17 protein-coding genes are annotated in these 13,588 nt (G+C 73.9%); 7 read left to right on the top strand and 10 right to left on the bottom strand.

Translation table 11 applies throughout. The annotated features are described in order from the left end of the window. Window positions 1-6: 6 nt before the first annotated feature. Both ABUL08_RS13765 and ABUL08_RS13770 read left to right on the top strand, forming a co-directional pair. The gene (locus tag ABUL08_RS13765; protein ID WP_350938090.1) at window positions 7-618 is read left to right on the top strand and encodes an HAD family hydrolase; all 612 of its coding nucleotides are present in this window, start codon (window positions 7-9) and stop codon (window positions 616-618) included. 118 nt (window positions 619-736) lie between these two features. Beyond that, on the top strand, window positions 737-1,264 hold the full coding sequence (locus tag ABUL08_RS13770; RefSeq protein WP_350938092.1) for a GNAT family N-acetyltransferase: 528 nt from the start codon (window positions 737-739) through the stop codon (window positions 1,262-1,264). 7 nt (window positions 1,265-1,271) lie between these two features. Here the strand turns inward: ABUL08_RS13770 and ABUL08_RS13775 are convergent, their stop codons facing one another. The 5 genes from ABUL08_RS13775 to ABUL08_RS13795 are packed head-to-tail and all read right to left on the bottom strand — an operon-like array spanning window position 1,272 to window position 5,871. Continuing rightward, window positions 1,272-1,529 (bottom strand): UBP-type zinc finger domain-containing protein, encoded by a 258-nt coding sequence (locus tag ABUL08_RS13775; RefSeq protein ID WP_350938094.1) that lies wholly within the window; start codon window positions 1,527-1,529, stop codon window positions 1,272-1,274. A gap of 28 nt (window positions 1,530-1,557) precedes the next feature. Beyond that, complete coding sequence (locus tag ABUL08_RS13780) at window positions 1,558-3,138, bottom strand: Na+/H+ antiporter (protein ID WP_350938096.1); 1,581 nt, start codon at window positions 3,136-3,138, stop codon at window positions 1,558-1,560. A gap of 37 nt (window positions 3,139-3,175) precedes the next feature. Continuing rightward, window positions 3,176-4,141: a TIGR03885 family FMN-dependent LLM class oxidoreductase gene (locus ABUL08_RS13785; protein ID WP_350938097.1), complete on the bottom strand. Its 966-nt coding sequence runs from the start codon at window positions 4,139-4,141 to the stop codon at window positions 3,176-3,178. 41 nt (window positions 4,142-4,182) lie between these two features. Further along, a complete protein-coding gene (locus ABUL08_RS13790) occupies window positions 4,183-5,595 on the bottom strand; it encodes an NADP-dependent succinic semialdehyde dehydrogenase (protein ID WP_350938099.1) in 1,413 nt (470 codons plus the stop codon). A 12-nt stretch (window positions 5,596-5,607) separates the two neighbouring features. Beyond that, on the bottom strand, window positions 5,608-5,871 hold the full coding sequence (locus ABUL08_RS13795; RefSeq protein ID WP_350938101.1) for a DUF6343 family protein: 264 nt from the start codon (window positions 5,869-5,871) through the stop codon (window positions 5,608-5,610). A gap of 171 nt (window positions 5,872-6,042) precedes the next feature. Here ABUL08_RS13795 and ABUL08_RS13800 point away from each other — a divergent pair, with 171 nt between their 5' ends. Together ABUL08_RS13800 and ABUL08_RS13805 are read left to right on the top strand one after the other, a co-directional pair. After that, the gene (locus ABUL08_RS13800; protein ID WP_350938104.1) at window positions 6,043-6,657 is read left to right on the top strand and encodes an antibiotic biosynthesis monooxygenase; all 615 of its coding nucleotides are present in this window, start codon (window positions 6,043-6,045) and stop codon (window positions 6,655-6,657) included. 117 nt (window positions 6,658-6,774) lie between these two features. Beyond that, complete coding sequence (locus tag ABUL08_RS13805; protein ID WP_350938106.1) at window positions 6,775-7,620, top strand: SGNH/GDSL hydrolase family protein; 846 nt, start codon at window positions 6,775-6,777, stop codon at window positions 7,618-7,620. Window positions 7,621-7,646: 26 nt separating this feature from the next. On the opposite strand, the gene ABUL08_RS13810 is transcribed toward ABUL08_RS13805, so the two are convergent. The 3 genes from ABUL08_RS13810 to ABUL08_RS13820 form a co-directional block, all read right to left on the bottom strand. After that, window positions 7,647-8,378: an EcsC family protein gene (locus ABUL08_RS13810; RefSeq protein ID WP_350938108.1), complete on the bottom strand. Its 732-nt coding sequence runs from the start codon at window positions 8,376-8,378 to the stop codon at window positions 7,647-7,649. Window positions 8,379-8,406: 28 nt separating this feature from the next. Beyond that, a complete protein-coding gene (locus ABUL08_RS13815) occupies window positions 8,407-8,556 on the bottom strand; it encodes a hypothetical protein (protein WP_242798637.1) in 150 nt (49 codons plus the stop codon). A 108-nt stretch (window positions 8,557-8,664) separates the two neighbouring features. Further along, a complete protein-coding gene (locus ABUL08_RS13820) occupies window positions 8,665-9,555 on the bottom strand; it encodes a peptidase M23 (protein ID WP_350938110.1) in 891 nt (296 codons plus the stop codon). Window positions 9,556-9,987: 432 nt separating this feature from the next. On the opposite strand from ABUL08_RS13820, the gene ABUL08_RS13825 reads away from it, so the two are divergent. The 3 genes from ABUL08_RS13825 to ABUL08_RS13835 all read left to right on the top strand — a co-directional run bounded on the left by ABUL08_RS13825 (window position 9,988) and on the right by ABUL08_RS13835 (window position 12,159). Further along, window positions 9,988-10,908 (top strand): proteasome assembly chaperone family protein, encoded by a 921-nt coding sequence (locus tag ABUL08_RS13825; RefSeq protein WP_350938112.1) that lies wholly within the window; start codon window positions 9,988-9,990, stop codon window positions 10,906-10,908. 84 nt (window positions 10,909-10,992) lie between these two features. Next, a complete protein-coding gene (locus tag ABUL08_RS13830) occupies window positions 10,993-11,790 on the top strand; it encodes an exodeoxyribonuclease III (protein ID WP_350938113.1) in 798 nt (265 codons plus the stop codon). A gap of 48 nt (window positions 11,791-11,838) precedes the next feature. After that, the gene (locus ABUL08_RS13835) at window positions 11,839-12,159 is read left to right on the top strand and encodes an antibiotic biosynthesis monooxygenase family protein (protein WP_350938115.1); all 321 of its coding nucleotides are present in this window, start codon (window positions 11,839-11,841) and stop codon (window positions 12,157-12,159) included. 20 nt (window positions 12,160-12,179) lie between these two features. On the opposite strand, the gene ABUL08_RS13840 is transcribed toward ABUL08_RS13835, so the two are convergent. Continuing rightward, window positions 12,180-12,875 (bottom strand): class F sortase, encoded by a 696-nt coding sequence (locus ABUL08_RS13840; protein ID WP_458329394.1) that lies wholly within the window; start codon window positions 12,873-12,875, stop codon window positions 12,180-12,182. Then, window positions 12,872-13,483 carry a hypothetical protein gene (locus ABUL08_RS13845; RefSeq protein WP_350938118.1) on the bottom strand — a complete coding sequence of 204 codons (612 nt, stop codon included), beginning with the start codon at window positions 13,481-13,483 and terminating at the stop codon, window positions 12,872-12,874. Before ABUL08_RS13845 ends, ABUL08_RS13840 begins: the two co-directional genes overlap by 4 nt. Window positions 13,484-13,588: the final 105 nt, after the last annotated feature.

The raw sequence follows: 13,588 nt of genomic DNA on the forward strand, positions 1-13,588 counted from the left end.
GCACCGATGGCCCTGATCCTGCCGCCCGGCGACTTCCGCGCGTACCTCTTCGACTGCGACGGCACCATCGTCGACTCGATGCCGGTGCACCACCGCGCCTGGTGCGCGGCGCTGGACGAGTGGGGCTGCCCGTTCCCCGAGGACCTCTTCTACGCCTGGGGCGGCCGGCCGGTCGCCGACATCGTGGTCGACCTCAATGCGCGGCACGGGCTGGCCATGCCGGTCGACGTGGTGGCCCACCGCCGCGAGGAGCACTACCAGCGTTTCCTGCCCGAGCTGACCGCCGTGCCGGAGGTGCTGGCGCACCTCGACCAGGCGTACGGGCGGGTGCCGTTCGCGGTCGTCTCGGGCAGCACCCGCGAGTCGGTCACCGCCTCGCTGACCGCGCTCGGGCTGCTCGACCGGTTCGAGACGCTGGTCTGCGCCGGGGACTACGCCCGCGCCAAGCCCGACCCGGAGTGTTTCCTGCTGGCCGCGCGGCACCTCGGCGTACCGCCCGAGCACTGCCTGGTCTTCGAGGACACCGACCTCGGCGTGCGGGCCGCCACGGCGGCGGGCATGGCGTCGGTCCGCGTACCGCACCCGTCGGAGCGGGCGGCGGGGGCACGTCCGAGGTGACCGGCGTCGCGTGGTTCGGGACCATCGGCGGGCCGGTGGTCTTCCCGGGCTCGACGGCGGGTGACTCCCCGACCGGCAGGTGATCGCCCACCGGCGGCGGTGTAGCAGCATGAGCCGGATGGAGGACCGCCTCACCATCCGGGCCGGCGGGCCGGCGGACGCCGGCCACGTGCTGCGGCTCTTCGACGTCGCCATCGCCTGGCTGGCCGCGCGCGGCCGGACCGGCCAGTGGGGCAGCGCGCCGGCCTCGACCGACCCGGCCCGGATCGCCCAGGCGCAGGCGTGGGCCGGCGGTGGCGGCCTGCACCTGGCGCTGCGCGACGACACCGTGGTGGGCGCGCTGGTGGTGGGCACGGCGACGGCGTACGTGCCACCGGCCACCGAGCCGGAGCTGTACGTGAACCTGCTGCTCACCGACCGCGCGCACGCCGGCCTGGGGATCGGCGCGCGGCTGCTGGCGTACGCCGGGGAGCTGGCCCGCGACCGTGGCCTGGTGCTGCTGCGGGTGGACTGTTACCGGGGCGACGACCGGGCCCTGGTGCGCTTCTACGAGCGGTGCGGCTTCACCGCCACCGACCCGTTCACCGTCGAGCGGCCGGGCCGCGCACCGTGGCCGGGCCAGGTGCTCGCCCGACGGCTGGACTGAGCGCCGCTCAGCCGATCTCCTCGTCGACGTAGCACCAGCGCCAGGACTCCCCCGGCTGGATGGACCGGATCACCGGGTGCCCGCTCGACTCGAAGTGCTTCGTCGCGTGCTGGTAGGGCGAGGAGTCGCAGCAGCCGACGTGCCCGCAGCTCAGGCAGGCGCGCAGGTGCACCCAGTCGTCGTTGCCGACGGCCACGCAGTCCGGGCACTCGTCGGGGGTCTTCGGCTCGGCCAGGCCCGGCTCGGCCAGATGCGGACAGCTCATCGGTCATCCTCCCGCTCGCGTCGGCGGCTCACTCGTCGGTCACCTGGCGCAGCAACGACTCCTCCAGGTCCAGGTCACGGTAGGCCCGGACCAGCGCCTCCTCGGGGATCCGGCCCGAGTCGCGGGCGGCCCGGAACACCTCCCGCTCGGCGTCGATCATCTCCTGCCGCAGCCGACCGTACGCCTGGGACGGGGTCTCCCGGTCGGTGCCCCCCAACCGCTCCCAGGCCAGGTTGGTGCGGTTCTGCACGAGCCCGCGCAGCCGCTCCACGACGGCCGGGGGCGCCCCCTCGGCGAGCGCGTCGAGGCGTTCCCGGGCGGCCCGGCTGGCCTGCTGCTGCACCGCGGCGGCCGACAGCGCGTCCTGCACCGGGTCGTCGGCCGGGATCCTGAGCCGCCGGGCGACGGCGGGCAGGGTGGCGCCCTGCCCGACCAGCGTCACCACGATCACCGCGAAGGCGAGCCAGATGAACAGCTGCCGCTGGTAGGGGCGGTCGGCGGCCAGGGTGAGCGGCAGGGCGAGCGCGGCGGCGAGGGTGACCACGCCGCGCATGCCGGCCCAGCCGATGACGATCGGCACCTGCACCGGCGGGGCCGGGTCCCGGTGGCGGACCCGGGGCACGAGCCGCGCCAGGTAGGTGGCGGGGAAGAGCCAGACGAACCGGGCCAGGAAGACCGCCGCGACCACCGCGGCCGTGATGCCGGCCAGGAAGCCGAACGGCTCGTTCAGGTCGCGGACCACCTCGCGCAGTTGCAGGCCGACCAGCAGGAAGACCAGCCCTTCCAGCAGGAAGCGGGTGAGCCGCCAGAACGCGCCGATCTGGAGCCGGGACTCGGCGGACATCAGCAGCGGCATCTTGTGGCCGATGCCCAGCCCGGTCACCACCACGGCGACCACCCCGGAGGCGTGGATCTCCTCGGCGGCGAAGACCACCGCGAAGGGCACGATCAGCGACAGCGCGTTGTCCAGCACCGGGTCGGTGATCCGCTTGTGCAGGAACCCGAAGACGACCACGCCGAGCAGGCCGACCAGGATGCCGCCGCCGGTGGCGACCAGCACCTCGCGGCCCACCTCGCCGACGCTCACCCCGCCGCCGGTGGCGGTGGCCGCGACGATCGCGACCCGCAGCAGCACCAGCGCGGTCGCGTCGTTGACCAGGCTCTCCCCCTCCAGGATGGTGACGATCCGGCGGGGCAGCCCGACCCGCCGGGCCACCGCGGTGGCGGCGACCGCGTCGGGCGGCGCGACCACCGCGCCGAGGGCCAGGCAGATGGCGTACGGCAGGTCGGGCAGGAACAGGTGCAGCACGGTGCCCACCACGAAGGCGGTGAAGATCACCAGCCCGACGGCGAGCAGCAGGATCGGGCGCAGGTTGAGCTTGAACGCCGGCACCGACGTCTCCAGGGCCGCCACATAGAGCAGCGGCGGCAGGATGCCCACCAGCACCAGGTCGGGGTCGAGGCGGATCTGCGGGAAGCCGGGGACGAAGGAGAGGGCGAGGCCGAGGACGACCAGCAGGATCGGCGCGAGCAGGCCCAGCCGTCGGGCCAGCGCCGCACCGAACGTCGCGATCGCCAGGACGACCACGACCTCGAAGAGAGCTTCCATGGGGTACGAGCCTAGGCCGGACGGGTTTCCGGCCCGGTCAGCCGGTCGTCCGCAGTTTCGGCAGCACCTCGGTGCCGAAGGTGTCGATGAACGCCCGCTGCTCCTGCCCGACGTGGTGCAGGGCGATCTGGTCGAAGCCCAGTTCCAGGTACTCCTCCAGCCAGCCGACGTGCCGGCCCGGGTCGGCGGAGACGTTGACCGTGGAGGTGACCTTTTCCAGCGGCACGTCCTCGCTGACGGTGTCGAAGTGCTCGGCGGTGTCCAGGTCCCAGCAGACCGGCGGGGCGAAGACGTTGCTGCGCCACTGGTCGTACGCGATCGCCTCGGCCTCGGCCTGGTCGGGCGCCCAGCTGACGTGCACCTGGAGGTGCAGCGGCCCCCGGCCACCGGCGTCCCGGTACGCGTCGATCATCTGCCGCAGGTGGTCCACGGGCGCGTTGACGGTGATCAGGCCGTCGGCCCACTCGGCGCACCAGCGGGCGGTGGCGACGCTGACCGCCGCGCCGATCAGCGCCGGCGGCTGCTCGGGGCGGGTCCAGAGCTTCGCCCGGTCCACGGTGACCAGCCCGTCGTGGCTGACCTCCTCGCCGGCCAGCAGGGCCCGGATGACGTCGACGCACTCGCGCAGCCGGGCGTTGCGCAGCTCCTTGCGCGGCCAGCCGTCGCCGGTGATGTGCTCGTTGCTCGCCTCGCCGGTGCCCAGCGCCGCCCAGAACCGGCCCGGGTACATGGCGCCGAGGGTGCCGATGGCCTGCGCGATGATCGCCGGGTGGTAGCGCTGACCGGGCGCGTTGACCACGCCGAACGGCAGGTTGGTGGCCTGGAGCGCGGCACCGAGCCAGGACCAGGCGAACCCGGACTGGCCCTGCCGGGCGCTCCACGGCGAGAAGTGGTCCGAGGACATGGCGGCGTCGAAGCCGGCCCGCTCGGCGTGGACCACCGCCTTCAGCAGCTCGGCCGGATGGATCTGCTCGTGCGAGGCGTGGAAACCGAACACCGTCATGGGCGCACTCCCTACCCATGACGGTGTTCGGTCAACCGCGACTACTCGGAGTGCGCGCCGGCGCCCGCGCCGGCCTCACCCTCGCCGATCCAGACGGTCTTGGTGTTGCAGAACTCCCGCATGCCGACGGCCGACAGCTCGCGGCCGTAGCCGGAGTTCTTCACGCCGCCGAACGGCAGTTCCGGATAGGACGTGGTCATGCCGTTGATGAAGACGTTCCCGGCGTCGAGGTCGGTGGCGAAGCGCTCCTGCTCGGCGGGGTCGGTGGTCCAGGCGTTGGAGCCCAGCCCGAAGCTGGTGCCGTTGGCGATCTCGATCGCCTCCTCGTACGACGACGCTCGGTAGAGGCCGGCGACCGGGCCGAAGACCTCCTCGGACCACATCCGCATCTCCGGCCGCAGGTCGGTGACGACGGTCGGCGGGTAGTACCAGCCCTCGCCGTCGGGCTTCTCGCCGCCGCAGAGGATGGTCGCGCCGTTGTCCACCGCGTCCTGCACCTGGGCGTGGATCTCGTCCCGGCCGCGTTCGCTGGCCAGCGGCCCGACGTCGGTGTCGGCGTCCATCGGGTCACCGACGCGCAGCGCCGACATCCGGGCGGCGAACTTCTCGGCGAAGGCGTCGAAGACGTCGGTGTGCACGATGAACCGCTTCGCGGCGATGCAGGACTGTCCGTTGTTCTGGCAGCGGGCGGTGGTGGCCACCTCGGCGGCCTTGTCCAGGTCGGCCGAGGGCATCACCACGAACGGGTCGCTGCCGCCCAGTTCCAGCACGGTCTTCTTCAACTCACGGCCGGCGATCTGGGCGATCGAGCGGCCGGCCCCCTCGCTGCCGGTGAGCGTGGCGGCCCGGACCCGGGGGTCGCTGAGGATGCGGTCCACCGCGTCGGAGCCGACCAGCAGGGTGCTGAAGGCGCCCTCCGGGAAGCCGGCCCGGCGGAACACGTCCTCCAGATAGAGCGCCGTCTGCGGCACGTTGGAGGCGTGCTTGAGCAGCCCGGTGTTGCCGGCCATCAGGGCCGGCGCGGCGAAGCGCATGACCTGCCAGAGCGGGAAGTTCCACGGCATCACCGCGAGGACCGGTCCGATCGGCTGGTAGCGGACGAACGCCCGCCGCGCCTTGACCGCCCCGGCGTCGGCGGGCTCGTCGGCGAGCATCCGCTCGGCGTGGGCGGCATAGAAGCGGCAGGCGGTGGCGCACTTGGTCACCTCCGCCTTCGCCGCCGCGTACGTCTTGCCCATCTCGGTGGTCATCAGCCGGGCGGTCTCGTCGCACTCGGCGTCGAGCAGGTCGGCCGCGGCGGTGAGCCACTGCCCCCGCTGGGCGACGGAGGTGCCGTGCAGCTGGCGGAAGGCCTGGTCGGCCCGGGCGATGGCGGCGTCGATCTGCTCGTCCGACATCGGGTCGTACGACTTCAGCACCTGTCCGGTGGCGGGGTTGGTGGTGGCGATGGACATCTCGTACTCCTGTCACTCGAAGAGCGAGTGGTGCGCGCCCGGCTCCTCGCGACGGCGGGCGACCCGACGGCGCTGGACGACGACCAGGTCGACCACGGCCACGACGGCGAACAGGGCGCAGAGCACGCCGAGCCACGCCACGTGGACCCGGAACGCCCACACCGCGAAGACGGTCATGGTGACCAGGCCGAACGCCGCCAGCGCCAGCCGGAGGTTCAGGGCGCTGTACGCGTGGCCGACCGTGCCGCGGGCACGCCGGGGCTGCGATCTCGTCATCCTCGAGGGCTACCCCCGCAGCGGCGGCGCTAACCGGTCGGCGACCGATGCGGGGCGCCCGGTGATCCCGGCCACGGAGCGGGTATCCGGCGGATGCGCGGGCCGGTGCGTTGCGTTACACCCCAGCGCCAGGACCGGGCCCACACCGGCGACGGCGGGGAGGATGCACGCATGACCACGACCCACGCGGTACCGGTGACCGTCGCCATCGCCCGGCGCGCGGATCCCGCCCGCGCCCACGAGATGGTGGCCTGGATGCGGGCCGGCACCGGGCTGGCCGAGACCTTTCCCGGTTTCCTCGGCGCCGGCTGGGTGCAGAACGCGCCCGGCTCGCCGGAGTGGCACATGCTCTACCGCTTCGCCGACCACGAGACGCTGAGCCGGTGGGAGGAGTCCCCGCAGCGGCACTGGTGGCTCACCTCGGCGCAGGGCATCGTCGAGCACACCCGGGTGGAGCGCCGCACCGGCATCGAGGGCTGGTTCGACCCGCCGGCCGACCACGTGGTGGAGGTGCTGCCCGCCGGGGACGCCGAGCCGGCCGTGCCGGTCACCCCGCCCCGGTGGAAGCAGGCGGTGACGATCTGGCTGGCGTTCTTTCCGTTGAGCCTGACCGCGACGCTGCTCACCGCCCGTTTCATCGCCGACGTCCCACTGGCGCTGCGGACCCTGCTGATGACGCTCTGCCTGACCCCGCTGATGACCTACCTGGTGCTGCCCCGGATCACCCGGGCGCTGCACTGGTGGTTGCACGGGCAGCCGGCGCCGTGGCGTGCCCGGCGCGCATAGCACGTCAACTTTAACGATGGTGGTCGATGCCGGATAGGCGACACGAGCGCACCGCCGGACCCCGGTGGACGCGTAGGGTCGATCTTCCGTAGCTCCGCGCGGGACGGGGAGATCACCATGCCTCGACGTTGGGTCGCCGCCGTCGCCTGCCTCGCGGCCCTGGTGGCGCTCGCCTGCGACGGGGGCGGGACCGCCTCCCCCCGCCCGTCGGACGGCACGCCACGCCCCGGCGGCCCCGCGGTGATGGCCGCGCTCGGCGACTCGATCACCACCGGCTTCGGCTCCTGCCTGGTGCTGATCGCCTGCCTGCGCAACTCCTGGTCCACCGGGAACGGCTCCCGGGTGGAGAGCCACTACCAGCGGCTGCACGACCAGAATCCGCAGCTGCGGGCCGACAACCACGCCGAGCCGGGGGCCCGGGCGGCCGAGCTGACCGGGCAGGCCGAGGCGGCGGTCCGGGACCGGGCCGACTACGTGACCGTGCTGATCGGCGCGAACGACGCCTGTCGCGGTGAGGTGGACTCGATGACCCCGGTGGCGACCTTCCGGACCCGGGTCGACCAGGGGCTGCGCGTGCTGCGTAAGGGCCGCCCGAAGGCGCGGGTGCTGGTGGTGAGCATCCCCGACCTCTACCGGCTCTGGGAGGTCGGGCACACCGAGCCCCGCGCCGTCCGCGCCTGGTCGCACGGCGTCTGCCCGGCGCTGCTGGCCGACCCCACCTCGACGGCACCCGCGGCGGTGGCCCGGCGCGCCTCGTTCCGCCAGCGCATCGACGACTACAACGCCCAGCTCCGCGCCGCCTGCCGGGCGTACGGCAGCCGCTGCCGCTATGACAACGGCGCCGTGCACCGGCTCCGCTTCGGCCTCGACCTGGTCAACACCCTCGACTGGTTCCACCCGAACGCCACCGGCCAGGACCGCCTCGCCGAGGTGAGCTGGCCGGCCGCCGGCTGGTCCCACTAGCCCGGTTCCGCCGGGCGGCGGTCGGGTCAGGGGCGGCGCTGCTGCGGGAGGTGTTCCGGGCCGCCCCGGTAGAGGGCGCGGGCCCGGTCGGCGAGGTCCTTGGTGGCCGACGAGTTGGCCCAGGTGCCGAGGACGATCGCCGCCCCGGGCACCACCTTGGCGACGATCCGCTTGGCGGCCCGGACCCCGGCCATCTGCGCCAGCCGGACGCCGAGCTGGAGCATCACCCGCCCCAGCGGGCGCTCACCGGCCAGCCCGAAGAGCGCCCCGGCGCGTTCCCGCCCGGCGGCCACCCCGAGGGCCAGCCGCGCGCTCTCGGCGACCTTGTGCACCTTCTGCAGCACCAGCAGGTCGGTCGCCCGGTCCTGGTGCGTCGGGTCGACGCCGTACGCGGCGGCGACGTGCAGCACCAGCCGGGCCTGGGTCCAGGCCAGCACGCCGATGTCGATGACCGCGCCGGGCAGCCCCGCCGCACCGGAGACCGCACCGGAGAGCCGGGCCCGGTTGACGAACCGACGGACCGCCTGGTCGGCCAGTTCGTCGGCGGCCACACCGGGCCGGGCCGCGCGTTCCCGGGCGACCCACTGGGCGGCCTCCGGCCCGAGCCGGCGGACCGCCTCCAGGGCCAGGTGTTCCGGGGCGTACTGCGGGTCGTCCCGCATCCGGTCCCAGAGGGTGGCCGGCGGCGCCTCGGGGGCGTCCTGCGGCGCGGCCGGCGGGGTGGGAACGGTCGGGTCGACGGGTACGGGGTCGGTCACCTGGGCTCCCGGAGGGGTCGTACGGAATTCAGGAGGGACGACGGCTGGAGAGCCGGCCGGCCAGCTGCTTCAGCTTGCGCTGGTTCTCCGGCTTGGCCAGCTGGCGCCGACCCTGGTCGACCAGCTGCTGACCGCGCGGTGACCGCAGGAACGTGCTGATCCGCTGCACCAGTGACATGTCGTCCTCCTGTCGTGGTCCCTCATCATGTGTACCCGGGACCGGCAACCCTGTGTACCCGGGGCGGCCGGTCGGTAAGCGTCCACAGTGGTGAGCGACCCCGCCCGGTCAGCCCAGGATGGCGTCGACCACCTCTTCGGCCCGCCACTCGTGCTGGGCGTACGCGTCGGGGAAGGCGGAGACCTGCACCAGCTGGGCGGCCACGGTCAGCGGCAGGTCCTGCCAGCCGGGGACCTCCTCCAGCGCGCTGAGGAACTGCCGGGTGGCGTACGCGGGCTGCATCAGGTCGGCCACCGAACCCCAGCCGCTGCTGGGCCGCTGCTGGAACAGCCCGACGGAGTCGTTGTCCCAGCCGATGGCCTGGTGCGGGTAGTTCTGCGACTCCGGCAGCACCCCGCTGGCGTAGTTGTAGAGGTTGCTCTCCTGCATCGCGGTGGCGACGGCGATGACCAGGCCGCGGCGCGGCACGCCCATCTCCCGGCCGGCCCGCACGATCGCCGTGGCGTTGTCCATCTGGGCCCGGTCGAGCCCGGCGACGGGAGCGATCCGCTTCGGCCGGTGCTTGACCTTCGGCTTCGGCTTGACCTTCGGCCTGGGCTTCGTCGTCGCCGACGGCGAGACGTCCGGGTTGACCGGCGAGGCGGTCGGGGTCACCGGGGCGGTGGAGGGGCGCTGCTCGCCACGGGAGGCGACCTGGGGCTCGGCCCGCTGGGCGATCTCGGCCCGCTGGTCGGGGACGGGGGAATCCCCGGCGTCGGCCCGGACCTGGGCGAAGCCCATCAGTCCGAGGCAGCAGACCAGGCCGGTGGCGGCGGCCATCCGGGTGCGCCCGGGCCGGGCGGCGAAGGGGTTAGAGAGGTCGCCGAGGCGGGTACGCAGGGATCCGAGGTCGAGGAGCCGGGAAGCGGTGGCGGGCTGTTCGGTGGAGTGGGTATCGTCCGAACGGTCAGCCGAACCGCCGAGGCCGTGCTGGTCGTCGAGGGTGCCGTCGTCACGCATTCGACGAGGCTAGGCATGCGGAACGCTGATCACCCAGCGTGATTGAGTGGCGCTGGTCACATTCCCACGCCTCCCAACCGGACGCTGCTGACCAGGGCGGGAAGGCCAGGGACGCACCTCTTGGACCTCACATACCTCCGTCTCACCCCCGGCAGGGTGACGGAGGGTAGGTAGCACGCGGCCGGGACCGGAGTCGGGCATGATCGACCGACTCCACCGTTCGGGGGATGGCCGCCTCCTCCGTACGCCGGACACCGGGTGCGCGTCGGACCGATCGGTCCGGTTCGTTCACCGGGGTGACCCAATTGTGATCATGCTGCCGCCGACGGACCGGCCTCCGCCGGAATGCGAGAGGATGGCGGGTACGTTCCCCCGAACGGGGCGTCGTCCGCGTACGGCGCCCGGACGCGCGTTCCCAGGGAGGTCCGACCGGTGCTCGACCCACATGAGCTCTACGAACTCAGCGACGAGCTGTCCGACCTCGGTCAGCCGGTGCTGATCCAGGCCCTCACGGGCTTCGTCGACGCGGGCAGTGCGACCCGGCTGGCCCGGGAGCAGCTGCTCACCTCCCTCGAGGGCCGTCCGATCGCCCGGTTCGACGTCGACCAGCTCTTCGACTACCGCTCCCGGCGGCCCGTGATGACCTTCGTCGAGGACCACTGGGCGGACTACGACGCCCCGCAGCTGGAGCTGCACCTGCTGCACGACGACGACGAGACGCCCTTCCTGCTGCTCACCGGCCCCGAGCCGGACCTGCAGTGGGAGCGGTTCGTGGCCGCCGTCGGCGCCCTCGCCGCCCGGCTGGACGTCCGGCTCACCGTCGGGCTGAACTCGATCCCGATGGCGGTGCCGCACACCCGCCCGGCCGGGGTGACCGCACACGCCACCCGGCGGGAGCTGATCTCCGGCTACGAGCCCTGGCTGCAACGGGTGCAGGTCCCCGCCGGCGTCGGCCACCTGCTCGAATACCGCTTCGGTGAGCAGGGCCGGGACGCTCTCGGGTTTGCCGCCCACGTGCCGCACTACGTGGCCCAGGCCGAATACCCGGCCGCCGCCGAGGCGCTGCTCGCCGCCGTCTCCCGCAGCTCCGGGCTGCTGCTGCCGCGCGACGGGCTGCGCAGCGCCGCCGAGGTGGTCCGGGTGGAGATCGACCGGCAGGTCGCCCAGACCGACGAGGCGGCCACCCTGGTCCAGGCCCTGGAGGAGCAGTACGACGCCTTCGCCCGGGGCCGCGGCGAGAAGAACCTGCTGGCCGCCGAGACGGGCCCGCTGCCCACCGCCGACGAACTCGGCGCCGAGCTGGAACGCTTCCTGGCCGAGCAGACCCACCCGGGCGACACCCCGGGCACCTGACCGGCCCGACACCGCTCGGCGTCCCACCGCGACACCCCGGGCCACCGCGCGGCGGGGCGGGGCCGGATGCGGCAGGCTGGAGTCATGCGCCTGGCGACCTGGAACGTCAACTCGGTGAAGTCCCGCCTGCCCCGGCTGCTCGACTGGCTGGCCAGCACGGAGCCCGACGTCGTCTGCCTGCAGGAGACCAAGTGCCCCGACGGGGCGTTCCCGGTCGCCGAGGTGGGCGAGCTGGGCTACGAGGTGGCCAGCCACAGCGACGGCCGGTGGAACGGGGTGGCCGTGCTGTCCCGGGTGGGGCTGGCCGACGTGGCCGTCGGCTTCCCCGACGAGCCCGGCTTCCCCGAGCCCGAGGCCCGGGCCATCTCGGCCACCTGCGGCGGGGTACGCGTCTGGTCGATCTACGTCCCCAACGGCCGCTCCCCCGACGACCCGCACTACGTCTACAAGCTGGCCTGGTTCGCCGCCCTGCGGGACGCGCTGGAGCCGGAGCTGGCCGGCGCGCTGCCGCTCGCGGTCTGCGGGGACTTCAACGTCGCCCCGACCGATGCCGACGTCTGGGACCCGGCGGTCTTCGTCACCTCCACCCACGTCACCCCCGCCGAGCGGGCCGCCCTCGCGGCGCTGCGCGACCTGGGCCTCAGTGACGTGGTGCCCACCCCGATGAAGGGCCCGCACCCCTACACCTACTGGGACTACCGGGCCGGCATGTTCCACCAGAACAAGGGCATGCGGATCGACCTGGTCTACGCCTCCGCCCCGTTCGCCCGCGCGGTCCGCTCCGCGTACGTGGACCGGGAGGCGCGCAAGGGCAAGGGCCCGTCGGACCACGCCCCGATCGTGGTCGACGCGGAGCTGGTGCCGGCCGTCGAGTCGTTCTGAGCACGCGCACCGGCGGGCCGACCCGTCGGGCGCGGTTAGGGTGGAGCCATGGCAGTCGTGAAGATCAACGCGATCGACGTCCCGCCGGGTGCCGGCGAGGAGTTGGAGAAGCGGTTCGCCGCCCGGGCCGGCGCGGTGGAGAACTCCCCCGGTTTCCTCGGCTTCGAGCTGCTCCGCCCGGTCGCCGGGGAGAACCGCTACTTCGTCTACACCCGCTGGGAGACCGAGGAGGCCTACCAGGCGTGGGCCGCGGGGCCGTCCCGGGCCGCGCACGCGGGCGGCGAGAGCGGCGAGCAGCGCCGGCCGGTCGCCTCCGGCGCCTCGCTGCTGGAGTTCGAGGTGGTCCAGCAGGTCACCGGCAAGAGCTGACCCCGGCGACACGGGGCAGGTCAGGGGCGGCGGGTGCCGACCAGCGAGGCGAAGGCGATCACGTTGTCCGCGTAGCCGGTCCGCCCGCCGACCCACTCGCCGCCGCAGGTGATCAGGCGCAGCTCGGCCGGGCCGTCGTCGCCGTACACCCGGTCGGCGGGGAGGTTCGACTTGTCGAAGTGCTCCACGCTCTGCACCGCGAAGGTCACCACGCTGCGGTCGGAGCGGGTCACCTCGATCCGGTCCCCCGGCTTCAGCTCGTGCAGGTGATAGAAGACCGACGGGCCGCTCTTGGTGTCCACGTGCCCGACGATGATCGCCCGGCCCGGCTCGCCGGGGGTCGGGCCGCGGTCGTACCAGCCGGTCTCCTGGTGCCGGCTCAGCGGCGGGACGTCGACCGAACCGTCGGCGGCCTGACCGACCGGGGTCACCGGGGCGGCCACCTCGATCGACGGCACCGCCAGGCGTACCGGGCGGCTGGCCGGCAGCCGGACCGGCTCGGCGGCGGCGGCGCTCCGGGTCGGTCGCGCCGCCCCGGCCACCTGGTCGAACGGCCCGACGGTCCGGCCCAGTCCTGCCCCGGTGGCGAAGACGCCGAGCAGCACCAGCACCACCGCGAGCGGCGCCGACCAGGGACTGCGCCCCTGCCGCCGGTCCCGCCCGACCGGCCGGGCGGCCGGCTGCGGAGCGGGATGGGTGCCCACGACGCGGCTCACCGTCGGGCGGCGCCCCGGGCCGCGCCGGGCCGGCGTACGGTCACCAGCCCGACCACCGCGCCGGCCAGGGTCAGCGCGAGGCCGCCCGGCACCAGCAGTTCACCGAGACCCGGCCCGCGGGCGGTGCCGCCGAAGCCGGTCGCCGGCCCGTGACTGGGCGGTACGCGGGTGGGTGGGGCGTGGGTGGGCGTCGGCGGGACCCGCTTGACGACCTGGAGCATCGTCGAGGCGGTCTGCCCGCCCGGGCACTCCAGCTTGACCCGGTAGTTACCGGGGCGGGTGCGCTCCCGCACCATCGGGGACGCGGTCAGCAGGCCCCGCTGCGGCTGCACCTGGACCCGGCCGAAGGCGTCCGACACCACGGTCGCCGGGATCGAGTTGTCCCGGCAACTGGCCCGGATGCCGACCAGGTAGCCCGGCTGCACCGTGCTCGGGGTGACCTCGACGAAGATCAGGTCACCGGGCGGCGGCTGCCCCTGGTCGGGTTGCTCGGCGCCCGGCCCACCGGGGGCCGGCTCGGCGGCCAGGGCGGGAACCGCCCCGAGGAGGGGGGCGGCGAACGCGACGCAGGCGAGCACCCGCGCGGCGCGGCGCGTGACTGACACCATGACCCCTCCCGGCGCCGTTGGGCGGTCCCGGGCGACGGAACGCCCGTCCTGCGTACGGGATGAATCCTCTCACTCCCGGTCGCACCGCACATCCGATCCACCGGA

It is taken from the genome of Micromonospora sp. CCTCC AA 2012012 (genome assembly GCF_040499845.1).
Lineage (GTDB): Bacteria > Actinomycetota > Actinomycetes > Mycobacteriales > Micromonosporaceae > Micromonospora > Micromonospora mangrovi.